Annotated in this window: 19 protein-coding genes and 1 riboswitch; of the genes, 12 read left to right on the forward strand and 7 right to left on the reverse strand. The window is 65.5% G+C overall.

Annotated elements, in window-relative coordinates:
• Nucleotides 1–5 precede the first annotated feature (5 nt).
• The gene (locus tag FHW64_RS04480; protein ID WP_184523437.1) at nucleotides 6–3,290 is read right to left on the reverse strand and encodes a hypothetical protein; all 3,285 of its coding nucleotides are present in this window, start codon (nucleotides 3,288–3,290) and stop codon (nucleotides 6–8) included.
• 119 nt (nucleotides 3,291–3,409) lie between these two features.
• Between FHW64_RS04480 and FHW64_RS04485 the strand changes: the two genes are divergently transcribed.
• Nucleotides 3,410–4,303 (forward strand): transglutaminase family protein, encoded by an 894-nt coding sequence (locus FHW64_RS04485; RefSeq protein WP_184523439.1) that lies wholly within the window; start codon nucleotides 3,410–3,412, stop codon nucleotides 4,301–4,303.
• A 12-nt stretch (nucleotides 4,304–4,315) separates the two neighbouring features.
• Here the strand turns inward: FHW64_RS04485 and FHW64_RS04490 are convergent, their stop codons facing one another.
• From FHW64_RS04490 to FHW64_RS04500, 3 genes are read right to left on the reverse strand one after another with little or no spacing between them, the layout of a single operon-like run.
• Nucleotides 4,316–5,788 (reverse strand): efflux transporter outer membrane subunit, encoded by a 1,473-nt coding sequence (locus FHW64_RS04490; RefSeq protein WP_184523441.1) that lies wholly within the window; start codon nucleotides 5,786–5,788, stop codon nucleotides 4,316–4,318.
• The gene (locus tag FHW64_RS04495) at nucleotides 5,775–8,969 is read right to left on the reverse strand and encodes an efflux RND transporter permease subunit (protein ID WP_184523442.1); all 3,195 of its coding nucleotides are present in this window, start codon (nucleotides 8,967–8,969) and stop codon (nucleotides 5,775–5,777) included. The genes FHW64_RS04490 and FHW64_RS04495 overlap by 14 nt, the downstream gene beginning before the upstream one ends.
• Entirely contained in the window at nucleotides 8,966–10,588 is a 1,623-nt protein-coding gene (locus tag FHW64_RS04500; RefSeq protein ID WP_184523444.1) for an efflux RND transporter periplasmic adaptor subunit, read from the reverse strand. Before FHW64_RS04500 ends, FHW64_RS04495 begins: the two co-directional genes overlap by 4 nt.
• Nucleotides 10,589–10,994: 406 nt before the next feature.
• Between FHW64_RS04500 and FHW64_RS04505 the strand changes: the two genes are divergently transcribed.
• Nucleotides 10,995–12,008: a patatin-like phospholipase family protein gene (locus FHW64_RS04505; RefSeq protein ID WP_184523446.1), complete on the forward strand. Its 1,014-nt coding sequence runs from the start codon at nucleotides 10,995–10,997 to the stop codon at nucleotides 12,006–12,008.
• A 4-nt stretch (nucleotides 12,009–12,012) separates the two neighbouring features.
• The gene (locus FHW64_RS04510) at nucleotides 12,013–13,467 is read left to right on the forward strand and encodes a GntP family permease (RefSeq protein ID WP_184523448.1); all 1,455 of its coding nucleotides are present in this window, start codon (nucleotides 12,013–12,015) and stop codon (nucleotides 13,465–13,467) included.
• Nucleotides 13,468–13,478: 11 nt separating this feature from the next.
• On the opposite strand, the gene FHW64_RS04515 is transcribed toward FHW64_RS04510, so the two are convergent.
• On the reverse strand, nucleotides 13,479–13,739 hold the full coding sequence (locus tag FHW64_RS04515; protein ID WP_184523450.1) for a hypothetical protein: 261 nt from the start codon (nucleotides 13,737–13,739) through the stop codon (nucleotides 13,479–13,481).
• 124 nt (nucleotides 13,740–13,863) lie between these two features.
• Nucleotides 13,864–14,802, reverse strand: a complete 939-nt coding sequence (locus tag FHW64_RS04520; RefSeq protein WP_184523452.1) for a crotonase/enoyl-CoA hydratase family protein — start codon at nucleotides 14,800–14,802, stop codon at nucleotides 13,864–13,866.
• Nucleotides 14,803–15,015: 213 nt separating this feature from the next.
• On the opposite strand from FHW64_RS04520, the gene FHW64_RS04525 reads away from it, so the two are divergent.
• Together FHW64_RS04525 and trhA are read left to right on the forward strand one after the other, a co-directional pair.
• On the forward strand, nucleotides 15,016–15,216 hold the full coding sequence (locus FHW64_RS04525) for a hypothetical protein (RefSeq protein ID WP_184523454.1): 201 nt from the start codon (nucleotides 15,016–15,018) through the stop codon (nucleotides 15,214–15,216).
• Between the two features lie 204 nt (nucleotides 15,217–15,420).
• Complete coding sequence (gene trhA / locus FHW64_RS04530; RefSeq protein WP_184523456.1) at nucleotides 15,421–16,035, forward strand: PAQR family membrane homeostasis protein TrhA; 615 nt, start codon at nucleotides 15,421–15,423, stop codon at nucleotides 16,033–16,035.
• Here the strand turns inward: trhA and FHW64_RS04535 are convergent.
• On the reverse strand, nucleotides 16,032–18,578 hold the full coding sequence (locus FHW64_RS04535) for a TonB-dependent receptor (protein ID WP_184523458.1): 2,547 nt from the start codon (nucleotides 18,576–18,578) through the stop codon (nucleotides 16,032–16,034). The two genes, trhA and FHW64_RS04535, sit on opposite strands and share 4 nt — an antisense overlap.
• Before the next feature lie 318 nt (nucleotides 18,579–18,896).
• Between FHW64_RS04535 and FHW64_RS04540 the strand changes: the two genes are divergently transcribed.
• Genes FHW64_RS04540 through FHW64_RS04565 form a run of 7 tightly spaced genes read left to right on the forward strand, consistent with a single transcriptional unit; the run spans nucleotide 18,897 to nucleotide 25,443 of the window.
• Nucleotides 18,897–20,678: a nitrite/sulfite reductase gene (locus tag FHW64_RS04540; RefSeq protein ID WP_184523460.1), complete on the forward strand. Its 1,782-nt coding sequence runs from the start codon at nucleotides 18,897–18,899 to the stop codon at nucleotides 20,676–20,678.
• A complete protein-coding gene (locus FHW64_RS04545; protein WP_184523461.1) occupies nucleotides 20,675–21,067 on the forward strand; it encodes a DUF934 domain-containing protein in 393 nt (130 codons plus the stop codon). The genes FHW64_RS04540 and FHW64_RS04545 overlap by 4 nt, the downstream gene beginning before the upstream one ends.
• A 30-nt stretch (nucleotides 21,068–21,097) precedes the next feature.
• The gene (locus FHW64_RS04550) at nucleotides 21,098–21,718 is read left to right on the forward strand and encodes a phosphoadenosine phosphosulfate reductase family protein (RefSeq protein ID WP_184523463.1); all 621 of its coding nucleotides are present in this window, start codon (nucleotides 21,098–21,100) and stop codon (nucleotides 21,716–21,718) included.
• A 43-nt stretch (nucleotides 21,719–21,761) separates the two neighbouring features.
• Nucleotides 21,762–22,715 carry a sulfate adenylyltransferase subunit CysD gene (gene cysD, locus FHW64_RS04555; protein WP_184523465.1) on the forward strand — a complete coding sequence of 318 codons (954 nt, stop codon included), beginning with the start codon at nucleotides 21,762–21,764 and terminating at the stop codon, nucleotides 22,713–22,715.
• Complete coding sequence (locus FHW64_RS04560) at nucleotides 22,715–24,043, forward strand: sulfate adenylyltransferase subunit 1 (protein WP_184523467.1); 1,329 nt, start codon at nucleotides 22,715–22,717, stop codon at nucleotides 24,041–24,043. Before cysD ends, FHW64_RS04560 begins: the two co-directional genes overlap by 1 nt.
• A 42-nt stretch (nucleotides 24,044–24,085) precedes the next feature.
• Nucleotides 24,086–24,415: a ferredoxin FdxA gene (gene fdxA / locus FHW64_RS34300; protein ID WP_260303636.1), complete on the forward strand. Its 330-nt coding sequence runs from the start codon at nucleotides 24,086–24,088 to the stop codon at nucleotides 24,413–24,415.
• Nucleotides 24,373–25,443, forward strand: coding sequence for an NAD(P)/FAD-dependent oxidoreductase (locus tag FHW64_RS04565; protein WP_311733253.1), 1,071 nt, complete (start codon nucleotides 24,373–24,375; stop codon nucleotides 25,441–25,443). The genes fdxA and FHW64_RS04565 overlap by 43 nt, the downstream gene beginning before the upstream one ends.
• Nucleotides 25,444–25,509: 66 nt before the next feature.
• Nucleotides 25,510–25,618: riboswitch (TPP riboswitch) on the forward strand.
• Nucleotides 25,619–25,669: the final 51 nt, after the last annotated feature.

Raw genomic sequence — 25,669 nt, forward strand, 5'->3', positions numbered from 1 at the left:
AGCGCTCAGAGGTTGGCGAGCGCCATGTAGTCAAGAAGTGTCGAGCCGCCGAGGGTCGCGAACGGCAGCAAGACGGCCTTGAGCAGAGGCTGCTGCCAGAACGGCGCGAAAGCACCCTCGTGCAGTCCCTCGATGCGACTCTGAAGCAGTTTGAGCTGTTCCAAGGTGGGCGCCGGTGCGGGACTGCCCGTCGGCCGGCTGGCGCTCGCGCAAAGGATCTCGTCCTTCACGCGATCGAGCGCATGTTCATGCGAATCCTCCGCAGCAAGACGCAACGCCACTGCACACCCCAGCGCAACGCCTGCACCCACAGCAGCAGGAATCAGCGTGCCCGCGGACAAAGTCCAGCGGTCGAACACTGCGCTCCTCGAAAGCAGCCAGAGCGAAATGACGACGAAGGGGTAGTAGATGAGCCCCGTGACCGCGGCCGTGCGACGCGCGACGAACTGCAGGTCGATCCAGTTTTCGAGATGGTCGCAAGGCATGCGCATATCGGTCTCGAACCTCTGCAGCGTCGTCTTGGGCCAGTTGGCCGCGGATTCCTGCCGTTGGCGCAGGCGCAGCAACCCGCGGACAAAGCGCACGCAGAGCACCGTGGCATCCACGACGAAGAAGATGAGGAAGTACATCATCAGCAGCGCCGGAACGCGCAGCGACTCGTGCACCCAGAACGAAAGCGGGCCGCGCTGCGGAACGAAGCGGATCTCGCCGATCGCCGCAACCAGCAGTGAGCTGAGCACGGCGGCAATGAGCACGCACGAGGCGGTGCGCACCAACCGCGCGAGCAGTCGGTTCTGCACGATGTGGCGCCCCCAGAAGTCCACGGCCTCGGACTCCATTCCGCCGACATTTCCGGTGTGTTTGTGCAGCGGTGGAATGAAGCGCATGGAAAACATCTGCACGAACTTTCGCCACGCATCCTGAAGACGGTCGACGCGGTCCTGTGTCTGCGTCATCTCCTGACGTACTGCGCGGGCGTCGAAATCCGTGGCAATTTCCTCGAGGTTCGCATCGAGCGTTGCCCAGCCTCTGAACAGCAGGTAGAAGCACAGCAACAGCGTGAAGATGCGAATCGCTTCAGTCGGCCACAAGCTGATCCCTTCGATTGCCAGCATCGGCTTGCCGTCCTCGGTGAGCCATGCGGCGAACGGCTCCCAGTTCACAGCCATCCACATCGGCAACGCCAATTGCACGAGGAGAAGGATCAAGAGGGCGACAGCCCAACGGCGCCGGCGAGCCGCCAGGTTGTCACTGCTCGTCATGGTTCGGATGAGCCAGTTCCTCGCGCCCTCGCTCACAAGGAACGGCGGCACCCACGCCAGCAGCATCGCCGCCACGAAGATCAGGAACATCACCGGCACCCCCGGCGCGGGATATGCACGAGATCCCGGCGGATGAATGTTGTCGCACTCGCTCCACGGCATCCCCCGGCATCCCTTCTGATTGGCACCATAGGACGCGCTGCCCGTGAAATCGTAGGCACCGGTGCGGCCGATCTCGAAGATCCTCGGTGTTTCGAACCACGCGCGGATCTTCTTCTGCGACATCGGCTCCCGTTCGCCGTCCGCAGTCTCATCGAGTTGCAGCTTGCGGCGTGCATCGTCCATCGCGAGCCGGGTCGAGAGATACGCCGACACCTGGTAGCTGTCGCGGAAAGGCGGCGCGCCCGCCTGCAGCCGTTCAGTCAGTCGCAGGCCGAAGTTCGATGCGACGATGAGATTGCGCGCCCACGCCTGCTCGCGCGGATGCACAAAGCGCGCATCCATGTCGGTCGTGAAGAAGATGGCATTTGGAAACTCCGGGCGCAACGCCTGCAGCACGAGCAGCTTGTCGTGGACGTCGTTGCCCAGTACGCCGATCGCACGAAAGCCCTGCTTGTCCCCGCTCGCGCTGCGCAGCAATTCGTCCTTCATCCGCATCTGCACCGCGAGCCTGCGCAGATAGTCGAACTGGCCCTGGCCCTCGGCAACTTCGATGAAGGTTCCGTCCTTGCGGCGGCCGGGGTCCTTTTCAGGCTGGTTCTGCTTTTGTGCAGCATTGCTCGTCGAGTCGTTGTCGGCGGCTGCAGGCAACTGGCCGTCGAGTCCGCGTACATAGCTGAAGCGCTCCACGCAGAAACCCGGCTCGTCTCGCTTGGCCCGGAATTCGCGCAACAGACTGCGGCCATAGAGCGTGTCCCATTCGGCAACGATCGCGATGCGGCTGGGGGCATCCTGCTGAGCGCCTGCGTCAAGCCGGCACATGTCCTGGTATCGAAAGACGTCGGGCTCCTCTCCAGGACGTGTCGGTATCGTCTTCGGCTCCAATCCGCGCAGCCTCAATTCGTCGATCAGCGCGTCGGCGAGCTTGCCGTCGTGGCCGATGGTTCTCACCAGGGCAACATGGTGCTTCGCGAAGAACTTGGACACGCTCTTGCGTTCGGCACCCCGCTCGTTTACGCCTTCCAGCAGTACCTCGTCGGGCACGGTCGCATAGAGCGAATAGAAGCGCATTTCCGCGTTGACCGGTTCACTCACGAGGCCCGAACCGTCCACCTCGTCGACCATCGCCTTCAGCCCATCCGAGCCGTTGGGACCGAGCACGCGCCAACTCGCTCCGGCATCGACGAACGGCTTCGCGAGCTGCGCCATGTGCATGAGTGGTCTTGTCGCGAACGCCTCGGTTTGAAGCCACATCACAAGCACCGGCGATTGCAGACTGGCGCGGGTCAGATCGCTCGGCGTCGCGACATCGGAGGCCGGATCGAACCACTCGTAGGGGATCGGCTCCGGCGTCGGTTTATCGACCTTCGTGCAGGCGATTTCGGGCGGCGTGAAGTACCCCAGGTGCTCGGTATCGCGCGGCGAGAGGCGGCTGGCATTGAGCCCGGCGAGTACCGCATAGCGACCTCGCCTACGGCTTTCCACGTTTTCTGAATAGGGACCGCCGGGCAGCATCACCGCCAGCACCTGCACCTTCCGGTTCTCTCCGGGCGGGAAGCGCTTCCGAAGCTCGCTCACGTCTGCCGCGAGATCCTCGGCGGTACGCAGCCGGTCCTCGCCCTCGAGCTTGCCTTGCCCGCTTTTTCGCAGATCGGCTCGATATCGCGCAACGGCGCCGAAGGGGTCCTGCCAGAGCCTCGCGTCGATGTCCTGCTTGGCGTAGTGCTGTTCGAGGCGCGGTTCCTTGACGGGGAGCCGCGTGGTCTCCAGGGGCGCTTCGCGAACGAACAGCACCCCGGCTGCCAGCAGCACAATGGCCACGATGCCGTTGCTCGGCAGGCTGGACCCGGAATTCGACTCCTTGTCCATCAGCGCCTCCTGGTCTCACGCAAGAGTCATGCGACCATTTCACAATGTATGCCCGTACAAGGCATCCCCAAGTGAATCGAGGAAGCGTCACGGGGACGTTCACGCGATGGAGAACATCCATGCCCATCCACTACGACATCACTCACACCACGGTCTATCGCTACAACCAGCCGGTCCGTTTCGGCCTGCACCGCGTGATGTTCCGACCGCGCGAGAGCCACGACCTGCGCGTGCTCGCCACCGACCTCGAGGTCAGCCCGGAGGCAACCATCCGCATGATCCAGGACCCGCATTCCAATTCGGTGGCGCTCGTGCAGCCGACCAGCGAAGCGTCGGAGCTTCGCATCGTCTGCCGCTTCACGATCGAACGCGAGTCGGGTAGCGTCGATGAGCTGGCGCTCGACCCCTTGGCCGAAGCGCTGCCTTTCGCCTACTCGGTGCAGGACCGCATCGATCTCGAACACTACCTGCGTCCGTATCACGACGATCCCGACGGAACGCTCATCCGCTGGGCGCATCAGTTCCTCTACACCGACAAGGCCAATGGCACGCGCGATGTGCTCGCGCGCATGAACGCCTTCATCGGCCAGAACTTCACTTACGGTGCGCGTGACGAAGAAGGCACGCAAACGCCGCTGCAGACGCTGGCGCTCGGCAGTGGAAGCTGCCGCGACTACGCGCTGCTGATGATGGAAGCGGTGCGCCGGCTCGGTGTGGCGACGCGCTTTGTCTCGGGCTACCTGTACGACGCGGCGCTCGACGTCGGTGGCGAAGCAACCGGCGATGCGGTGACAGGAGCCGGCACCACGCACGCCTGGCTACATGCCTATCTGCCAGGGGCGGGCTGGGTCGCCTACGACCCCACCAACAACCTCACCGGCAGTGGGCAATTGATCCGCGTCGCGGTCGCGCGCGACCCCTCTCTGGCCGCGCCCGTCTCAGGCACCTGGTACGGCGATCCTGGCGCCTACGAGGGACTCGACGCCTCCGTCGTGGTGCGCAGGCTGGGCTGAAGCGACTCTGCTTCAGGGAAAGGCGCGGGGCCGCTCGCTCAGGTTCACGCCGGGCTGCGGCGCTTCCTTGTCCGCAACGTCGACCCAGCCGCCGCCGAGCGAACGATAGAGCGCCGCCGACTGCAACAGCACGCTGCCCTGCTGCTGGGCCAGTTGCAGGCGCGCGTTGAACAACGCGCGATCGGCGTCGAGCACTTCGAGGTAGCTGGTGTAGCCGCCTTCGAATCGCTTGCGCGCGAGCCGCGCATAGTTGTCGAGCGCGGAGACTTGCATCACCTGCGCATCGAGTGCGGTGCGCGACGTGGCGATGCCGGACAGCGCGTTCTCGGTTTCGCTGAACGCAGCCTGCACAGCCTTGCGGTACGCCGCGACCGATTGCCGCTGCGCCGCTTCGGCACTCGTGACCTGGCCTGCGATCGCGCCGGCCGTGAAGAGCGGCATGGTGATATCCGCGCCGTAGGTCCACAGCCGCGAGGGCCCTTCCCACAGGTCGGACAGCGACCGGCTCGCCTGTCCGAAGGCACCCGTTAACGAGATCGTCGGGAAGTACGCCGCCTTCGCCGCGCCGATGCGGGCGTTGGTCGCGACCATCGATTGCTCGGCCTGCCGGATATCAGGGCGCCGTTCCAGCAGATCGGACGGCAGCCCCGCAGGCACCGGGGGCAGCACGAGCTGGTCGATCGGCTTGCCGCGCGCGATGGGGCCGGGGTTGCGTCCGACCAGATTGGCGAGCGCGTTCTCCTGTTGCACGATCGACTGCTCGAGCAACGGGATCGCACGCAGCGCGGTCGCGTATTCGGATCGCGCCTGGCTGACTTCGACGTCGGACACCACGCCGCCCTTGAAGCGTCGCTCGAAGAGGTTGAGGGCACCGAGCCGAAGGCCCAGCGTCTCGCGTGAGACTTCCAGCTCGCGATCCTGCTCGCGCAGGTTGACGTAGCCCGAAGTGATCGCGGTCACGATCGAGAGCACCGTGGCGCGCCGGAATTCCTCGCTTGCCTGCAGTTCTGCAGTTGCGGCTTCGGTGAGGCGCCGCGTGCGGCCGAAAAGATCGATCTCCCAGCTCAGCAGAAGGTTGGCCTGGTAAGCGTTGTACGGATTGATCGACGGAGCCCCGCTGATGGTCTGCTCGCTCGCGCGCGTGCGGCTGCCGTTCACCTGCGCGCCGACCTGCGGAAAGAGCGCCGAACGCGTGGTGCCGAGCACGCCATAGAACTGCTCCACGCGCGCGGCAGCGGCGATCAGGTCCTGGTTGTTGCGCAGCCCTTCGCTGATAAGGGCATCGAGCGCCGGATCGTTGAACTGCTGCCACCACGCCGATTCGACAGCGGCCGCATCAACCGCGCCCATGGGCGTTGCGCTGCGGTATTGCGTCGGCACGTCGAGGTCGGGACGCTTGTAGTCCGGCCCGAGCATGCAGCCGCCGAGTGGGAGCCCGAGCGCCACGGCCATTGCGCCGCGAAGGATCACGTCAGTGCGGCGCATTGACGGCTCCCTGCCCGGTCGCTTCCGGATCCTCGCCCTTCGCATGCTCGGCCTTCTTGCCGCTCATGCGGTCGCTGAACGCTTCCAGGCCCCAGAAGAACATCGGGATGAAGAAGATCGCGATCACCGTCGCGCCCAGCATCCCGCCGATCACGCCGGTGCCGAGCGACTGCCGGCTTGCCGCCGACGCACCACTGGCGATCGCGAGCGGAATACACCCGAGGATGAACGCCAGAGAGGTCATGATGATCGGCCGCAACCGCAGCTTGGCCGCGCCGACCGCCGCGTCGTAGGGCGAGAGCCCTTCCTTGTGCCGCAACTCGACCGCGAACTCGAAGATCAGGATCGCGTTCTTCGCCGCCAGCGCAATGAGCACCGTGAGGCCGATCTGAAAGTACACGTCGTTCTGTATGCCCCGTAGCCAGATCGCGGCGATCGCCCCGAACAGCGCGAAGGGCACCGCCAGCAGCACGCCGAAGGGCAGCGACCATTTCTCGTACTGCGCCGCGAGGATCAGGAACACCATCACCAGCGCGAACGCGAACACCAGGCCGGCTGTCGAACCGGCCTTGCGCTCTTCGTAGGCCTCGCCGGACCACGCGAACGAGAAGCCCGCGGGCAGCACTTCACGCGCCACCTCTTCCATTGCGGCCAGCGCCTGCCCCGAGCTGTAGCCGATGCCCGCATCGCCCGTGACCTTGGCTGCGACGAAGTTGTTGAAGCGCGTGACGATGTCGGCGCCGGTCACGTAGCGCGTGCTCGCGACCGCCTTGAGCGGCACCATCTTCCCTTCCTTGTTGCGCACGTACATGTTCTGCAGGTCTTCGGGCTTGGTGCGGAAGTCGGGCTCGGCCTGCAGGATCACCTGGAACAGACGGCTGTTCTTCGGGAACTGGCTCACATACAGCGAGCCGAACAGCGTCTGCAAGGTCGAATACACATCCTCCGTCGGCACGCCGAGGCTTTCCGCCTTGTCGCGATCGACATCCACCATCAACTGGCGGGAGCGCGTGTTGATGGTCGAGTTCAGGCCTCGCAGCTCGGGCCGCTGCCGCGCCTTGGCGATGAAGTCACGCGTGACCTGCTCCACCCTCTGCAGCGGCGCGTCGCCCTCGCTCTGTATCCAGAACTCGAAGCCACCGGTCGTGCCCAGGCCCGGGATCGATGGCGGATTGACCGGCACCAGCACGGCTTCCTTGAAGGTCGAGAACTCCGCGCTGGCCTGCCGGATCAGCGCATCGGCCCGGTCGTCGGCCGATTGCCGCTCGGCAAAGCTCTTGAGCGACACGAAGAGCACGCCCGCATTGGACTTGTTCTGCGAATCGATCAGGCTGAAGCCCGGCACCGCAGCCACCGCCTTCACGCTCGGCTGCTTGCTGAACCACTGCTGCGCACGGTCCGTGATGGCTTCGGTGCGATCCAGGCTCGCGGCGTCCGGCATGATGACCGCGGTGAAGATGTAGCCTTGGTCTTCCACCGGCAGGAAGGTGGTCGGCACCTTCCGGAACAGCCCCATCATGATCACCACCATGCCGACGATCAGCAGCACCGAGATGAGCACGCGCTTGATCGCCAGCTTGGTGGTCGATGTATAGCTCTCCGTCACCTTCTCGAAATTGCGGTTGAACCAGCCGAAGAAGCCCTTCTTTTCGTGGTGACCCTCTTTCGGCGGCTTCAGCAGCAGCGCCGCGAGCGCCGGCGACAGCGTCAGCGCCACGAGGCCCGACAGCACCACCGACACCGCGATGGTGATCGCGAACTGCTTGTAGAGCTGCCCGGTGATGCCCGAGAGGAACGCGACCGGAATGAACACCGCGCACAGCACCAGCACGATGGCGACCACCGGGCCGCTCACCTCGTCCATGGCGCGCTTGGCGGCGTCCTTTGGCGACAGGCCGAACTCGCTCATGTTGCGCTCGACGTTCTCGACCACCACGATCGCGTCGTCGACCACGATGCCGATCGCGAGCACCATGCCGAACAAGGTGAGCATGTTGATCGAGAAGCCCATCGCGGTCATGCCGATGAAGGCGCCGAGGATCGAGACCGGCACCGCCAGGATCGGCACCAGCGTGGCGCGGAAGCTCTGCAGGAAGATGAACACCACGATCACCACCAGCGCCACCGCCTCGAAGAAGGTGTGGACCACCTCGCTGATCGACTCCTGCACGAACTCGGTGGTGTCGAGCGCGATGTCGTAGTCCAGGCCGCTCGGGAAGGACTTCTTCAGCTCGGCCATCAACGCACGCGTGTCCTTGGCCACCTGCAGCGCGTTCGCGCCGGGCTGCTGGTAGATCGCGATCAGCGTGGCGGTCTTGCCGTTGTACTTGGAGCGGATCGAATAGTCCTTCGAGCCGAGTTCCGCGCGGCCGATGTCCTTCACGCGGACGATCGCGCCGGTGCCCTGCTGCGAAGCACGCAGGATGATGTTGTCGAACTGCGTGGGCTCGGTCATGCGCCCGGAAGTGGCGACCGGGATCGTCTGCTGCACCGGCGTCGCTGTCGGCGATGCACCCAGGCGCCCGGCGGCGTACTGCTGGTTCTGCGCGGCCACGGCCTGCTGGATGTCGGTCGCGGTCATGCCCAGGCTCGCCATGCGGTCGGGCTTGAGCCACAGGCGCATCGCGTAGTCCGGCGAGCCGAAGATCGAGCTCTGATTGGCACCCGGGATGCGCTTGATCGCATCCAGCACATTGATGTTCGCGTAGTTGGCGACGAAGGTCGGGTCCTGGCTGTTATCGGGCGAATAAATCGCCACGATCAACATGAAGGCCTGCGACTTCTTCTGCACGCTCACACCCTGCTGGCTCACTGCCGAAGGCAGCTGCGGCAGCGCGAGGTTCACGCGGTTCTGCACGTCCACCTGCGCGAGCGAGGGGTCGGTGCCGATCTCGAAGTAGACCGACAGCGTCATGTTCCCCGTCGAGCTCGACGAGGAGTTCATGTACATCATGCGATCCGCGCCGTTGACCTGTTGCTCGATCGGCGCTGCCACGTTTTCAGCGACCACCGCCGAACTCGCACCCGGATAGGTTGCGCTCACCGAGATCTGCGGCGGCGTGATGTCCGGAAACTGCGCGATCGGCAGGTTCAGCATCGCGACCACCCCGGCGATGACCAGGATGATCGAGATGACGGACGCAAAGATCGGACGGTCGATGAAGAAGTGCGCGAACTTCATCGTGCCCCCGCCAGGATGACATCGACGCGGCGCGCCATGGCGGGCGAATCGCCACCGACGATGTTGGCCGGCGCCTTCATCTCGATCTGATTGGCAGGCACATCGGCCGCCAGCAAGGCGTCGCGCACCGACTCCGCGCGCCGCTTGGCGAGCGCGGCGTTGATCTTCGGATCACCGCTCGAATCCACGTAGCCGTTCAGCACGACGCGCAGGTCGGGTTTGGCCTTGAGTGCCGCGATGATCGCGACCAACCGTACCTGGCCGGTTGCATCGAGCGCAGTGCGGCCGCGATCGAAGTACACGGCATCGCCGTTGGCAACTGGCGCCCCTGTGGCACCGGTAGCGCTCGATGCGCTGGATGCGGCCGGGGCCTTCCCGGCCGCCGATCCGGCAGCACCCGCGGCACCCGCAGCGCCCGGTGCCGCATTCGGCATCACCGAAGCCGCCGCGGCCGCCGCGCCCGCCGGCGTCGGCCCCGCCTGGCGTCCCACCGCCTTGCCCTCTGGCAGCGGCTCCGGCTGCACCTCATTCACTTTCACCGGCGCACCTGGCGCGAGTCGCATGAAGCCGTCGACCACGACGCGCTCGCCATCCTTCAGGCCGGCGGTCACCAGCCATTGATCGCCCATCCAGTCGCCGACGCTGACCGGTCGCTGCGAAGCCTTGCCCTCGCCGTCGACGACCCAGACGAACTCGCCGCGCGGGCCTTCCTGCACTGCGCGCTGCGGCACGATGATCGAATTGGGCCGCTGGAAGCCGTGCACCTTCACCCGCACGAACTGTCCCGGTCGCAGCTCACCCTTTGGGTTGGGCAGTTCGGCGCGCAGCAGGAAGGTGCCTGTCTCCTGACTGAACGACGCATCTGCAAAGGTGATGCGGCCCTGCGCAGGGAAGCTCGACCCGTCCGCCAGCACCAGCTCGACCGCGTAGTCGTCGCGCGGCGCCTTGATGAGCTTGCCTTTGGCGATCTCGTCCTGCAGGCGCAGCGATTCGTTTTCCGAGAGGCTGAAGTTCACGCGCATCGGATCGAGCTTTGCCACGTAGGTGAGCAGGCTGTTCTCTGCATTCACATACGCGCCGTCCTGCACCTTTGCGAATGAGGACTGGCCTGCGACCGGCGACGTGATCGTGGTGTAGCCGAGGTTCAACTGCGCATCGGTGACCTTCGCGGCGGCGGCCTCGACCGCGGCAGCCGCGGCCTGGTCGCTGCCGGTGGCGTCGTCGAGATCCTTGACGGCCAATGCGTTGTCGGCAACCAGCGGCTTCACCCGCGCGAGGTTCGCGCGTGCGGTGGCAAGGCGCGCCTGCTGTTGCGCGAGTTCCGCCTTCGCGGCCTTCAGGCTGGCCTCGAAGGGCTTCACGTCCATCCTGAAGAGGACCTGACCCGGCTCGACGAAGGTGCCTTCGGTGTAGACCCTCTTTTCCAGAAAGCCATTGACGCGGGCGCGGATTTCAACCTGTTGCGAACTCTCGGTCTGGCCGACGAACTCGTAGGTGACAGGGACGGTCTGCGCCTTGACGGTCAACGCGGAGACTTCGGTGGGAGGCGGTGCGGCCTTCTCAGGCTCCGACTTCGAACAGGCGGACAGGAGCACCGCGGCACATAACAGCGGGAGCATGCCGCGAACCCTCGTTGCGGCACCTGTCCGGGAGAGGCCTTCACGTCGTGACTTAAAGGCCATGTCGCTCGACAAACCCATAGACCGTCCTCCTCGCCCACACCGGTCACACACGACGACCGACCCGACGCAGGCTGTTGTGAAACGCTAATGTCGCTTCAAAGGATCGCGCAGGCAATGGCCCCTTGGTGCAATCCCCAAGCCCCCCGCGGACCCGACGCGCGACTGTCATGCGGCCCCGTCATCATCCCCCGCTAGCACCATTTCGTGTTCGTCGCACCATTGACGATGGTCAAACGATCGCCTTGAGTCGGACCCATCGCTCGCATAGGATGGCCCGGCCATCGCGCTGGCGCGGGCATTGCTTGGCAGTGCGTGACGGCGCAACGCCCCGTGGAGGAAACGCTTGAAAACACTTCCGATTGATCTCGCACTGCAAGGTGGGGGCGCCCACGGCGCGTTTACATGGGGCGTGCTCGATCGCCTGCTCGAGGAGCCTTGGCTGCGCATCGACGGCATCTCCGGCACGTCCGCCGGCGCAATGAACGCCGCCGTGCTGGCCTGCGGCCATGCGGGCGGCGGCGCCGAGGGCGCACGCGAATCGCTCGAAGAGTTCTGGCGCGGCGTGTCCGAAGCCGCCAGGTTCAGCCCGTTCCGTCGGGGCTGGATGGAGATGATCTCCGGCCGCTGGACGCTGGACAACTCGCCCGCCTTCCTGGCCGCGGATCTTGCGATGCGCGTCTGGTCTCCGTACAACCTGAATCCGCAGGGCATGAATCCGCTGCGGGGCATCCTCCGGGACCTGATCGACTTCGAACGCCTCGCAAAGTCGCCCATCAAGCTCTTCGTGACCGCCACCAATGTGCGCACCGGCCGCGGACGGGTCTTCCGCAATGCCGAGATCAGCCCCGACGTGCTGCTCGCCTCGGCCTGCCTGCCCTCGATGTTCCATGCGGTGGAGATCGACGGCGACCCCTACTGGGACGGCGGCTATGCGGGCAATCCGACGATGACGCCGCTGATCCGCGAGTGCTCGTCGAGCGACACCATCCTGGTGCAGATCAACCCGGTGGAGCGCCCCGGCGTTCCGCGCACCGCGGCGGACATCAACAACCGGCTCAACGAGATCTCCTTCAACTCGCCGCTGCTGAAGGAGCTGCGCATGATCGCGATGCTCCACCAGGTGGCTGACCCGGGTCATGGCGAAGGCGCAGCGTGGGCGCGCATGCGCATTCACCGCATTGCAACCGACGCGATGCTCGAGCTTGGCTATTCGTCGAAGCTGATCGCGGAATGGGAGTTTCTCTGCAAGCTGCGCGATGAAGGCCGCCGTGCGGCCACCGCCTTCCTCGCGGACCACACGGCCGACATCGGCAAGCGCTCGACGCTCGATCTCGACGCGCTGCTCGAAGGGATCTGAACCCATGGGACTCGCAGGAATCTTCGTCGGCCTCGGCCTGCTGATCTGGCTGTCGTACCGCGGCTGGAGCGTGCTGGTGCTCGCGCCGCTTGCCGCAATCATCGCGGCGCTCTTCGCGGGCGAGCCGCTGCTCGCGCATTGGACGCAGACCTTCATGGGCTCGGCCGCCGGCTTCCTTGCGAGCTTCTTTCCGCTCTTCCTGCTAGGCGCGATCTTCGGCAAGCTCATGGATGACAGCGGCTCGGTGCAGACCATCGCGCGCTTCATGACCGAGAAGCTCGGCCCGCAGCGGGCGATGCTTGCGGTGGTGCTGGCGGGCGCGATGGTGACCTACGGCGGCGTGAGCCTCTTCGTCGCCTTCTTCGTCCTCGCACCGATGGCGCAGGCGCTGTTCCGGGCAGCCAACGTGCCCGCCCGCCTCATGCCTGCCGCAATCGCGCTCGGCACCTCGACCTTCACGATGTCCGCACTACCGGGCACGCCCGCGATCCAGAACGCGATCCCGATGCCCTTCTTCGGCACCACTGCCTTCGCTGCTCCCGGGTTGGGCGTGATCGCGGCGGCAATCATGCTGGGCTTCGGCATGTGGTGGCTGCGCCGTGCCGAGAACGTGGCGCGCAAGGCCGGCGAAGGCTTCGGCACGGTGACGGTCGACAAGCATGTGGATGCCTCCGCCAACCCGGTGGTGCGCGAACGCGCGAGCACGTCCGGCAGCTTCGACCCGGCGGAAGCCACGCGCGGGGGCCACAGCGACCGCGAGCCCGGGGTCTTCATCGCCCTGCTGCCGCTCATCGTGGTGGTCATCGTCAATCTGCTGATGGCGCTGGTCGTGCTGCCGCGTCTGGATACGGACTATCTCGCCGAGGCGCGTTTTGGCGGCATCTCGCTCGCCAACGTAGGCGGCGTCTGGGCCGTGCTGGTGGCGCTGATGACCGCGATCGTCGTGCTGATCGCGTGCAACTGGAACCGGCTGCCGTCGCTGCGCGAGACGATCGACGCCGGCGCGAATGCCTCCGTGCTGCCGGTGGTGTCGGTGGCAAGCCTCGTGGGCTTCGGGGCGGTGGTGGCGGCCATGCCGGCCTTCGAGATGGTGCGCGAATGGGTGCTCGGCATCGGCGGCGGGCCGCTGGTGTCGCTGGCGTTGTCGACCAACATCCTCGCGGCGCTCACGGGGTCGGCGTCCGGCGGTCTCACGATCGCACTCGACGCACTCGGCGCGACCTACATGCAACTGGCCGCGACCATCGGGCTCGATCCGGCACTCATGCACCGCGTCGCGGTGATCGGCGCCGGCACGCTCGACAGCCTGCCGCACAACGGCGCGGTGGTCACGCTGCTTGCGGTGTGCGGCACGGGCCACAAGGAAAGCTACTTCGACATCGTGATGGTCGGCATCGTCGGCGCGCTGCTGGCGCTGATCGCGGTGATCGTGCTGGGGTCGACCTTCGGCTCGTTCTGACGCCCGCGCAGCTACGCGACCCGGGCGCGGCGGACGAGCTTTTCAGACAGCACCGCGACGCACCTCGCGTACTCGGCCTCGGCCTTCTCCTGCGCCTCGCACAGGGTTGCAAGCGCCTGGATCTCCTGAGAGCCGGGCGGCAGCGCGTCGGCGCCGCAGAGCCAATCGCCCAGCGCCTCGATGAGTTCGCCACGCGCGGCCTCCACCGCGAGGCGGCTCACGACAACGGCCTGATAGAGCTGGGTCAGCTCGCCTCTCCTTTCCCGCTGCACACGCCCTCCAAGAAGTAGTCATTCTCAAGACTACTTATGTATTACTTGTGGACATGTAGGTCCATACCGCGAAGGCGGTAGACATTTGGCCAAGGGCGGTGCGGAAGTGTCCCGTCGACGGTCGCTAGGGAGTGGCCGCACCTTTGGCCTGCGCGAGCTTCGCTTCGAGTTCGGCCACCAGCGCCCTTGCCTCGTCGCCTTCGGGAATCGGCCGCCCGCTATCGCGCCAGGTCACCGCGCTCTTGAAGCCTTCGACCTCCGCCTGCCGGCGGAACCACATGCCTTCGGGGTTGTGGCGGGTGATGCCGTCGAACACGGTCGCGAACATCTGCGACTGCTCCAGCCCCATCGACAGCCAGACTTGGTTGACCACCAGCTTGTGCATCATCAGATGCGAGCGCGGCACGCCCGCGATGCGCAGCGCGAGCCGCAGCGTGGCGTCGTCCAGTTCGTCGGCAGGCACCGCGAAGTTGGCCAGCCCCCATTCGGCGGCCTGCGCGCCGGTGATGGTGTCCCCGGTGAACATGAGTTGCTTGGCGCGCATCGCCCCCAGCCGATAGGTCCACATCGCGGTCGTCGGGCAGCCCCAGACGCGGGTGGGCATGTAGCCGATCTTCGCGTCGTCGGCCATCACGAGCAGGTCGCAGCACAGCGCGATGTCGCTCCCTCCCGCGACCGCATACCCATGCACCTTGGCGATGGTCGGCTTGGTGCACCGCCATAGCGACATGAAGTCCTCTGTGTTGCCCTTCATCGCGGCGTAGTCGAGCATCGGATCCCAAGGCGTCTTCTCCTGACGGCAGGGGTGATCGCCGCCCGCGCGGTCGACATGGCCTTCGGCGTAGTCGCCCAGGTCGTACCCCGCGCAGAAGGCGCGGCCTGCGCCTTCGACAACGATGACATGCACCTCGTCCTCTGCCTGCGCCCACGCGACGGCCTGCCGGATGTCCGACGGTGTGGTCTCGGCGATGGCATTGAGCTTGTCGGGGCGATTCAGCAGCAGCCGCGCGATGCGTGGATGAGCGGGGTCCTTGTCGATCACGACGGTGTTGAACACAGGCATGCGGTCTCCTTGGTTTTGGCCCGCCATTTCACTGCACGCCCGATCGGCCCTGCAAGCGACTCCGCCGACCTGCTGTACGACCGGGCGCACAAAGCGGCGAATTCGTAGGAATGCGGGCACGGGCAAATCAGTCTTCGCGTCGTTGCGTGGGCTGATGGCGCCTACGCGCGCCGGGCGCCGGTTGGCCTAACTTGAAGTCAAAAGGAGCCCGCCATGTCACTCGCAATGCCCACTCCCGATTTCGAGCCCTCCGAACTACAACTCGCGCGTCATCTCGCTACGTTCCGTACGCAGCAGATCGAGGCCGTCGGCGTCGCTGTCCGCGAACCGCATCCTGGAGAGGATGAAGTCCCCCGCGACCATCCGAAGCTGGATCCACGCCAGTTCAGCCTCGTCTTCGGTGAACGCCGCTGATCGGCATCACTTGACCAGAGGCCATACGCACCTCTTCCACCGTTGCTCTGCCGATCGGTGAGGTCCACGCTCCGAAAGGAGCGGGAGCCAGCCAATTCGCCAGCTCGAATGGTGGATGTGTGAAAACGTAAACAGGTGTCTCATTGAGTCACCGCAGCGCAGGTGCGCGCCGCGGACAGACCTGCAACACCTGGGGCGAAGATCATGTACCACGGTGAACGCTTCAACGGCTACAGCCACCTTTGCGGCTTCCTTCTGGCCAGCGCCGGGTCGGCGATGCTGATCTCGAAGACCATGACGGGCGACGATCCGGCCAAGACCGCCAGTGCGCTCGTGTTTGGTGTGTCGATGATGGTGCTGTACGCCGCATCGACCATCTTCCACAGCACGCGTGGGTCGACGAAGCTCTTCTGGCAGCGGGTTGACCATTGCGCGATCTATCTGCTCATCGCGGGCAGCTACACGCCCTTCGCGCTGGTCACGCTCCACGGGCCATGGGGATGGGCGCTGCTCGCGGGCATCTGGGCCGCGGCGATCGTCGGCATCGGCCGCGAGCTGCGACCAGGCGATCCGCCGAAGCCTTCGCTCCTGATCTACCTGGGCATGGGATGGCTTGGCGCGTTGGTGCTCGGGCCCCTCATCGAGCGGCTCGACAGTGCCGGCGTCGCGTGGGTGCTGACGGGTGCCCTGCTCTATTCGGCGGGCACGATCTTCTATGCCAATCCGAGAGGCTGGCGGCATGCGCACGGCACATGGCACTTGTTCGTCATTGGCGGCACGCTGTGCCACTACGTCGCGGTGACGCAGTTCGTGCTCTAGGTTCCGAAGCTGTAGCGCACGCCGATCCAGGCCGTGCGCGGCGCGCCAGGGGCGAGGAAGGTCGCGCGCACGAGGGGAAAGTCTCCGTTCGCATTGGCCGGGAAAGGCCGGGCCACAAAGGCGCCTGCGGGTCCGAAGGCGTTGGCACCGAGCTGACCGCCGGTCGTGTACTTGCGGTCGAACAGGTTGTTGATCTGCGCAAAGAACTTCAGGCCCTTCTTCGGCCGATAGTCGGCGCCGAGGTTGAAGACCGCATAGCCGCCGGTGCGCCCGTCGCCCGTGTAGTAGATGCCGTCCGGCATATGCAGTCCGTTCTCGTTGCCGCGCACGTTGGCCCCGCTCGAAGCCACCATGTCGAGGTCGAAGCGCCATTGCGCATTCGCCTCCCAATTCGCCTCAAGCTTGAGCACGCGGCGCGGCAGCAGCGGGATGCGGTCTCCCGGCCGGATGGTGATCGTGCCCTCCGTACCCGGAGCGCCGGCGGCCGCGGAGCTGTTGCTGCTGTTGCCCGAACCATCGATGACTTCGCTACTGCGGAACGTGGCGTCGAGCAGTGCCAGATTGGCGCCAACGGTCCATCCTCGCGCGGGTTGCGCCACGAGGCCCGCCTCGATGCCCTGACGGCGCGTCTTGCCGAAGTTCTTGAAGTACCCGAATCCGCTCGGGTCGTCCGACACGAAGAGCAGATCGTCCTTGTTGTCCGAGCGGAAGACGCCGAGGTTCCACGAGAGCGACCGCTCCCACTTGCCGCGCATACCCGCTTCGAAGGTGGTCGTGACCACCTGCTTGAGGGATGGATCGCCCGCAAACGAGTTCGGTAGCTTGCAGGGCGTTGCCGGATCTGAGCAGCCGAGCTCGATCGCGGTCGGAGCTCGGCTTCCCTGATTGGCGCCCGCGTAGAGGGTCAGCGCCTCACTCGCCGCAAAGGTCAGGCCGATCGCCGGATTGAAATGGCTGAAGGTGTGATCGCCCGTGAGCGAGCCCGGAGCGGGCCCCGGCGTGACCCAATCGAAGTTGTCGACCGAGGTGTGGTTGTAGCGCCCCGACAGCGTCAGGTGCGTCGCCTGGCTGATCTCGATGATGTCGCTCGCGTAGAGGCTCCAGGTGCTCGAGCGGCTCGACAGGCCCACGCGGGCATCGAACGCGTTCTCGGAGTTCTGCGTGCCGTCTGCAAAAGCGCCGGGCCCCAGCAGCGGCGTGATCGACCTGTCCGGATTGATGAAGCCGAATTGCGCGCTCTGGTCGAAGCCGACGCGGCTCGCGTCGTAGGCAGCGCCGAACACCAGTTGATGACCGATGCCGGCGGTGTCCATCAGCGCCGCAAACTGGCCCGCCAGGCCGTAGTTGTGCTGCTCGGTCCGGGTGCGGTTGTAGAGCCCGTTGCACTTTTCGTTGGGCTCGTTGTTCGTCAGCACGTTGGCGATGCAGCGCCATCGCGGGAAAGGCGTGTTGGCCTGCGTCTCGCCGCTGGTCGGGAAACCCGTGAAGCCCGCGCGCGAGAGGGCTGCGCGCTCAGCCACATTGGGCTGGTAGAGCGACTCGCCGAGGGAATCGTCGTTGACGTCGCCATTGAGCGTGCTGGCCTTGATGTCGCGCCAGTAAGCGTTGCCCGTGAAGCGCAGGCGGTCGTTGATGTCGTGGCTGCCGGCGAGATTCAGGAAGATCGAGCGGTTGTTGGTCTGGTCCGGGACCGTGTAGACACTGCTCCAGTCGCGCTGCAGAGCGTGCTGCTCCTGCAGCCCGTTGCCGGTGAGGTCGTTGTCGGCGTAGGCCGCCGTCAGGGACAGTTCTGTGTCTCGCGCACGCTTGCCAACCTTGGCGAAGAGCTGGCGCAGATCGCTCGGAGAGGCGGTACGCCAGCCGTCCTCGTGAAAGCGATTGGCAGCGACGTACCAGTTGACGCCGTCCTCCCGGCTGCCGCCGGTCTCGAATTCGGCCGCAACGCGCCCATAGCTACCGCCGAGCATCTGCACCGAGGTGCCCGGGCTGGTGAACCCGTCCTTGGTTCGCACCGACAGAGCACCGCCCAGGGTGTTGAGGCCGAACAGCGGATTGCTGCCGGGCATCAACACCACGCTGTCGATCACGGTGGTCGGGATCAGATCCCAGCTCACCACATCGCCGAAAGGCTGGTTCAGGCGCACACCGTCGAGATACACCGACAGTCCCTGCGGCGTACCGAGCAGCGGCGAAGCCGTGAAGCCGCGGTAGTTGATGTCCACCTGGAAGGGATTGCCCTGGATCTCGTTGACTGTCACGCCGTTGATCCGGCGGGCCAGAAAGCTCGACAGGTCGAGCGCATGCGTGCGGTCGATGTCGGTGCCGGTGGCACTCTGCACGTTGGCGGGCACCTGGTCCTTGGGCACGTCGAGCCCCGGCAATGGCGTCGGCGCGACGACCGTAATCGTGGGAAGCTCGCGGTCGGCCTCCGCCTGGACCTGGGCGGCGGCTGGCGGGGCGCCGGAGAGCCCGACCGCCGACGCCGTCGAAAGAAGCAAAAAGGCAGGCAGGCGCGTACCAGGGTCGCCACGGCGACGTTGCATGTGTCCCCTCTCCTCCACCTCGATGGGTGCGCCCTCAAGTTAAAGCGCGGCCCCAACAGCGAAATAGGGAAATTCCCGCCCCTAGAATTCGCCCGGTTTCGAGTACGGCTCAGCCGTGCAGGACGACGTTCCGAGCGCCGTCCGCTTTATCCCGAATAAGCAACTGGTCGCCCGCAAACCCGCATGGAGACTGGCGAATAAGCTTATCCGCATAAAGCGCGAACCAAAAAATAGTTTGTTTCCATAAGGCTCGCTTCTAAAGTTGCGCCCTCGTTGACCGGGGCCGGTGGACGCACTGCCTTCAACAACTGACACACGATGTACCAATACACAGATTTCGACCGCCAGTTCGTGCACCTGCGCGCGGCGCAATTCCGCGATCAACTCGAACGCTGGCAGACGGGCAGGTTGTCCGAGGATGAATTCCGTCCCCTGCGCCTGCAGAACGGCTGGTATGTGCAGCGCTACGCACCGATGCTGCGTGTCGCGGTGCCGTACGGCGAGCTGTCGAGCAAGCAGCTGCGCGTCCTCGCGAAGATCGCCCGCGTGTACGACGAGCCGGAGGCCGAGGTCTACAAGAACGCTGTTGCGACGCAAGGCAAGCTCGGCTCGCACAAGCTGCCGACGCACTACGCGCACTTCACCACCCGCCAGAACGTCCAGTACAACTGGATTCCGCTTTCCAAGTCGGCGGACGTGATGGACCTGCTCGCCTCGGTCGACATGCACGGCATCCAGACCAGCGGCAACTGCATCCGCAACATCACGAGCGACGAGCGCGCCGGCATTGCGGTCGACGAAGCGGCCGATCCGCGCCCCTTCGCTGAAATCATGCGTCAGTGGAGCACGCTGCACCCCGAGTTCGCCTTCCTGCCGCGCAAGTTCAAGATCGCGATCACCGGCGCCGCCGAAGACCGCGCCGCGACCGGCTGGCATGACGTGGGCCTGCGCCTCGTCAAGAACGAACAGGGCGAGCTGGGCTTCCGCGTGCAGGTCGGTGGCGGCATGGGCCGCACGCCGATCATCGGCACCGTGCTGCGCGAGTTCCTGCCGTGGAACCAGATCATGAATTACCTCGAAGCGGTGATTCGTGTCTACAACCGCTACGGCCGCCGCGACAACATCTACAAGGCGCGCATCAAGATCCTCGTGAAGGCCGAAGGACAGGTCTACATCGACGACGTCGAGGCCGAGTACAAGCAGATCATCGAACACGACGGCGCACCGCACACCATTTCGCAAGCCGAGCTGGACCGCGTGACCGCTTCCTTCGTGCCGCCGACCCTCGCGACCCGCGTGTTCCGCAGCGCCGAAGAAACCGACGCCGAGTTGCGCGCTCAAGCTGCCGACGACGTGATGTTTGCCCGCTGGCTCGCCCGCAACGTCGCACCACACAAGAACCCTGCCCTGCGCGCCGTGACGCTTTCGTTCAAGCGCCGCCTGCAAGCGCCCGGCGACGCATCGGCCGACCAGCTCGAAACCGTTGCCACGTTGGCCGACCGCTTCAGCGCCGGCGAAGCACGCGTGACGCACGACCAGAACGTGCTGTTGCCGTGGGTGCACGCCGAAGACCTGCACGCGCTGTGGCTTGCCGCCCGCGAAGCCGGCTTCGCCAGCGCCAACGTGCACCTGCTGACGGACATGATTGCCTGCCCCGGCGGCGACTTCTGCGCACTCGCGAATGCGCGCTCGATCCCGATCGCCGAAGCGATCACCGAGCGCTACCAGGACCTCGACGAACTCGATGACCTCGGCGAGATCGACCTGCACATCAGCGGCTGCATCAACTCGTGCGGCCACCACCACAGCGGCCACATCGGCATCCTCGGCGTCGACAAGGACGGCAAGGAGTGGTACCAGGTCACGCTCGGCGGCTCGGACGGCTCTGAACTGAGCGGCCCGGCGCAGGCCGGCAAGGTCGTCGGCCCGTCGTTCTCGGCGGCCGAAGTGCCCGGCGTGATCGAAGCGGTGCTCAACACCTACCGCGACACGCGCGAATCCGGCGAGACCTTCATCGACGCCCTGCGTCGCATCGGCATCGAGCCCTTCAAGACCGCGGCCAATGGCGCACGTTTCAAGGTCGAGGAGGCCGCAGCATGAACAAGACCCTGAAGATCCTTGCCGCCGAAGAGCATGTCGACAACGGCGAGCCGAACGTCCTGCAACTGGCGAACGACGCCGATCCGCTCGCGATCGAGGTGTGCCTCGATGACGTGGAGCGCATCGACCTGGACTTCCCGAAGTTCACCGACGGCCGCGCGTACAGCCAGGCTTACCTGCTGCGCCGCCGCCTCGGCTTCAAGGGTGACATCCGCGCTACGGGCGACGTGCTGATCGACCAGCTCGTGCAGATGCAGCGCACGGGGTTCTCCAGCGCGGTGCTCAAGGAAGGCGTCGACGCCACGGCAGCACAACGCCAGTTCGACCGGTTTGCCGCCTACTACCAGGGCGATGCGATCGAAACCGCTCCGCTGTTCACCCGCGCCTGAGCGCCCTGCCCCCGTACGGAATCCCCACCAATGAGCATCGATCTCGCAGAAGTCAACGCCAAGTTCGGCCGCAACGCCGAAGGTCTCGTGGACTGGGCCATCGGCCTGGGCCAGCCGGCGATCATCACCACCAACTTCCGGCCCTTCGAGGCGGTGATCCTGCACATGGTCACGCGCGCCAAGCCCGACGTGCCGGTGGTGTGGATGGACAACGGGTACAACACCGAGGCCACGTATCGCTTCGCCGACGAAGTGACGAAGTTGCTGAAGCTTGATCTGCGCATCTTCGTGCCCCGCCGTTCGCGTGCCCATCGCGAAGCGGTGGAAGGCCCGACGCCGGCGCTGGACGATCCGCGCCACGCCGCCTTCACCGAGGAAGTGAAGCTGGAACCCTTCGCACGTGCGCTGCGCGAAACGGCGCCGAAGGTCTGGTTTACTGCGCTGCGGGCCACCGACACCGCCGTGCGCGCGCAGATGGACCCGGTCAGCATCAATCCCGATGGCCTGATCAAGGTCGCGCCGCTGCTGCATTGGTCGTCCAAGGATCTGTACGAGTACTGCCAGAAGCACGGCCTGCCCAACAACTTCGACTACGTGGATCCCACCAAGGGCGAGGACAACCGCGAATGCGGCCTGCATCTCTCGCACTGACGTCCCGAACCGCTGCCGATCCACTCCATCAGCCCACGATCCAATGAACGCCCGTACCGAACCCGACCTGCTGCTGCCGACAACGGACGCGCTGAGCCGCCTGTCCAACACGCACCTCGATGCGCTGGAAGAAGAAACCATCTTCATCCTGCGTGAAGTCGCTGCCTCCTTCGAACGGCCGACGCTGCTGTTCTCCGGCGGCAAGGACTCGCTGGTGCTGCTGAAGTGCGCGGAAAAGGCATTCGGTGTCGGGCGCATTCCCTATCCGCTGCTGATGATCGACACGGGCCACAACTTCCCTGAAGTGACGGACTTCCGTGACCAGCGCGCCAAGGAACTCGGCGCCGAGCTGATCGTGCGCAGCGTCGAGGATTCGATGAAGCGTGGCACGGTGCGTCTGGCGCATCCGGGCGAATCGCGCAACGTGCACCAGTCGGTCACGCTGCTCGAAGCCATCGAGGAATTCCGATTCGACGCCCTGATCGGCGGCGCTCGTCGCGACGAGGAAAAGGCCCGCGCCAAGGAACGCATCTTTTCGCACCGCGACAGCTTCGGCCAGTGGCAGCCAAAGGACCAGCGCCCCGAGTTGTGGACGCTGTTCAACACGCGCCTCGCACCGGGCGAGCACTTCCGTGTGTTCCCGATCTCGAACTGGACCGAGCTCGACGTCTGGCAGTACATCGAGCGCGAGCACATCGCCCTGCCCTCGATCTACTACACCCACAAGCGCGAAGTGGTCGAGCGCCGAGGCTTGCTGGTGCCGGTGACCGAACTCACGCCGCCGCGTGACGACGAAAAGGTTGAAGTGCGCGACGTGCGTTTCCGCACCGTCGGCGACATCACCTGCACATGCCCGGTAGAGAGCCTTGCGGCCGATGCGGCCGACGTGGTGGTCGAGACGCTCGCCGCCGATGTGAGCGAGCGCGGTGCAACGCGCATGGACGACAAGACGTCCGAAGCCTCGATGGAAAAGCGCAAGAAAGACGGTTACTTCTGATGAACGCGACGACGACGATGAACAAGGTTGAAGCTGAAACCGGCGCGGCGCTGCGCTTCATCACCTGCGGAAGCGTGGACGACGGCAAGAGCACGCTGATCGGCCGCCTGCTGGTGGACAGCAAGACGGTGCTGCAAGACCAACTGGCCGGCGTCCAGCGCGGCGGCGAGGTGGATCTGGCACTGCTCACGGACGGCCTTTCGGCCGAGCGCGAGCAAGGCATCACGATCGATGTGGCCTACCGCTACTTCTCGACCGCGCACCGCAAGTTCGTGATCGGCGACGCACCGGGCCACGAGCAATACACCCGCAACATGGTCACCGCCGCTTCGAGCGCCGATGCCGCCGTGGTGCTGGTCGATGCGACCAAGCTGCCCTGGGCCGGCGAAGTCGGCGACGGCGAAGTGGTCAAGCGCGAGCTGCTGCCGCAGACGCGCCGTCATACGCTGCTCTGCCACCTGCTGCGCGTGCAGTCGATCGTGTTCGCGGTCAACAAGCTCGATGCGATCGACGATGCCGAGCTGGCGTTCGAGCGCATCTCTGCCGCACTCACAAACTTCGCCGAAGCCGCCGGCGTCAAGGTTGCCGCCACGGTGCCGATCTCGGCGCTCAAGGGCTGGAACGTGGCTTCTCGCCATGCCGACTGGGCGGGCTACGCAGGCCCGAGCCTCCTGGAGTTGCTTGAAACGCTGCCAGTCACCGCGCAGGACGAAGCAGTCCCCTTTGCCTTCCCGGTCCAGTGGGTCGAGAAATTCTCCGGCTCGGCCGACACCTCGCGCGGCCGCCGCGTGTTCTGGGGCCGCGTTGCCAGCGGCCACGTCGAGCCCGGCCAGCGCGTCACGGTGCTGCCCGGCAACCAGACTGCGACCGTCGCGCAGGTGCTGAGCCACACGCGGCAGCCCAAGACCGTGCATGCAGGCCACAGCGCCGGCATCGTGCTCGACCGTGAACTCGATGTATCGCGCGGCGATTGGCTGCTGGAGCCCGGCGCCTTCGAACCGCAGCGCGAAATCACCGCGACCATCGCGTGGCTGGATGACGAACCGCTCGTTCCGGGCCGCGTCTACTGGGCGCTGCAGGGGCACCGCTGGGTCAAGGCCAAGGTTGCGCGCATCGTCGATCGCGTCAACATCACCACGCTCGAATCCGAGCCGGCCGACCAGCTCGAGGCCAACGCCATCGGCGATGTGGTGCTCAGCCTGCAGCAGCCGCTCGCAGTGCTGCCGTTCACGCAATCGCGTGCGCTTGGCTCGCTGATCCTGGTCGATACCGCCTCGCATCGGACGTCCGCAGCCGTACTCGTGCAGCCCTCGGTCACAAACGCCTAAAATTCGGGGTTTTCCCGATCACACACTCGTTCTAGCCCCACCATGACCCACGTCGTCTCCGAAGCCTGCATCCGCTGCAAATACACCGACTGCGTCGACGTATGCCCGGTCGATTGCTTCCGCGAGGGGCCGAACATGCTGGTGATCGACCCCGACGAGTGCATTGATTGCGCGGTGTGCATTCCCGAATGCCCGGTCAACGCGATCTACGCCGAGGAAGACCTCCCGGCGGATCAGATCGCCTTCATCAAGCTCAACGCCGAACTCGCCCTGGCCGACGGCTGGAAGAGCATCACCAAGCGCAAGCCGGCACTCCCCGACGCAGAAGAGTGGAAGGACAAGACCGGCAAGATCTCGGAGCTCGTGCGCTGAGCACGACGCCCGCCCCGATCGAAACCGACGCGCTGATCATCGGCGCCGGACCGGTCGGGCTGTTCCAGGCCTTCCAACTCGGCCTGCTCGAAATCTCCTGTCACATCGTCGACGCACTGCCCCGCGCTGGCGGCCAGTGCGTCGAGTTGTATGGCGACAAGCCGATCTACGACATTCCCGGCACGCCGAAGACCACGGGTCGCGGTCTTGCGGAATCGCTGCTGGAGCAGGTCGCGCCTTTCAAGTCCCAATTCCACTTCGGCGAGCAAATCGAGACGCTTGCGCGGCAGGATGACGGGCGCATTCTGTTGGCAACCCACCGCGGCACGCGCTTCATGGCCAGGACGGTCTTCATCGCGGCCGGCGTCGGCGCCTTCGTGCCAAAGCGAATCGCCGTCGAGGGCATCGAGCGCCTGGAGGGCACGAAGCTCTTCTATCACCCCGACACCGAGTCGCTCGGCCGATTCGCCGGCCAGACGGTCGTTGTCAATGGCGGCGACGATGCAGCGGTCGAAACCGCATTGGCACTCGAGCCGATCGCGAAACAGGTCACGCTTGTTCACCGTCGCGATGTCTTTCAAGCTGACGACGCTACCCTTGCCACCCTTCGCCAGCGCATTGCTGACGGCGCGATCCGGCTGGCCATCGGACAGCCTTCCGCGTTCGACGACGCCGGCCTGACGCTCATCACGCCGGATGCGCAGAACCTCGTCCTGCCCTTCGACGCGATCGTCGGCTGCCTCGGCATTTCCCCTCGTCTCGGGCCCATCGCCAACTGGGGCCTTGAACTCGTGCGAAAGCAGATCCCCGTCGACACCGAAAAGTACGAGACCCGCGAACGCGGCATCTTCGCGATCGGCGACATCAACACCTATCCGGGCAAGAAGAAGCTGATCGTCTGCGGCTTCCATGAAGCCACGCTGGCGGCGTGGGGTGCCACGAGCATCGTCTTTCCGGACAAATCGATCCCGTTGCAATACACCACCACGAGCACCCGCCTGCACGAGCTGCTCGGCGTGAAGCACTGACCAACGGCTGCGCAATCGCAGCCGTTCGCGCCACAGGCCTACAATCCGTCCTGCTTCGCCAGACTGAAGCAACGCTAGGGGTGCCGGCCCGCCGTTTCATCGGTGAGTCGGCTGAGAGAGTCCCTTTGAACCTGACTGAGGTAATCCTCGCGCAGGGAAGCTGGTCCGGCGGCCGCACGTTTTCTCGCGTGCCGGATCCGTCGCCGTGGCCTCGCCCACCTGCCAA

The organism is Variovorax sp. Sphag1AA (genome assembly GCF_014192575.1).
Lineage (GTDB): Bacteria > Pseudomonadota > Gammaproteobacteria > Burkholderiales > Burkholderiaceae_C > Variovorax.

Coding starts and splice junctions, on each gene's coding strand:
- FHW64_RS04480 (WP_184523437.1), bottom strand. CDS start 3,290: ATGGACAAGGAGTCGAATTCCGGGTCCAGCCTGCCGAGCAACGGCATC.
- FHW64_RS04485 (WP_184523439.1), top strand. CDS start 3,410: ATGCCCATCCACTACGACATCACTCACACCACGGTCTATCGCTACAAC.
- FHW64_RS04490 (WP_184523441.1), bottom strand. CDS start 5,788: ATGCGCCGCACTGACGTGATCCTTCGCGGCGCAATGGCCGTGGCGCTC.
- FHW64_RS04495 (WP_184523442.1), bottom strand. CDS start 8,969: ATGAAGTTCGCGCACTTCTTCATCGACCGTCCGATCTTTGCGTCCGTC.
- FHW64_RS04500 (WP_184523444.1), bottom strand. CDS start 10,588: ATGCTCCCGCTGTTATGTGCCGCGGTGCTCCTGTCCGCCTGTTCGAAG.
- FHW64_RS04510 (WP_184523448.1), top strand. CDS start 12,013: ATGGGACTCGCAGGAATCTTCGTCGGCCTCGGCCTGCTGATCTGGCTG.
- FHW64_RS04520 (WP_184523452.1), bottom strand. CDS start 14,802: ATGCCTGTGTTCAACACCGTCGTGATCGACAAGGACCCCGCTCATCCA.
- FHW64_RS04525 (WP_184523454.1), top strand. CDS start 15,016: ATGTCACTCGCAATGCCCACTCCCGATTTCGAGCCCTCCGAACTACAA.
- trhA (WP_184523456.1), top strand. CDS start 15,421: ATGTACCACGGTGAACGCTTCAACGGCTACAGCCACCTTTGCGGCTTC.
- FHW64_RS04535 (WP_184523458.1), bottom strand. CDS start 18,578: ATGCAACGTCGCCGTGGCGACCCTGGTACGCGCCTGCCTGCCTTTTTG.
- FHW64_RS04540 (WP_184523460.1), top strand. CDS start 18,897: ATGTACCAATACACAGATTTCGACCGCCAGTTCGTGCACCTGCGCGCG.
- FHW64_RS04545 (WP_184523461.1), top strand. CDS start 20,675: ATGAACAAGACCCTGAAGATCCTTGCCGCCGAAGAGCATGTCGACAAC.
- FHW64_RS04550 (WP_184523463.1), top strand. CDS start 21,098: ATGAGCATCGATCTCGCAGAAGTCAACGCCAAGTTCGGCCGCAACGCC.
- cysD (WP_184523465.1), top strand. CDS start 21,762: ATGAACGCCCGTACCGAACCCGACCTGCTGCTGCCGACAACGGACGCG.
- FHW64_RS04560 (WP_184523467.1), top strand. CDS start 22,715: ATGAACGCGACGACGACGATGAACAAGGTTGAAGCTGAAACCGGCGCG.
- fdxA (WP_260303636.1), top strand. CDS start 24,086: ATGACCCACGTCGTCTCCGAAGCCTGCATCCGCTGCAAATACACCGAC.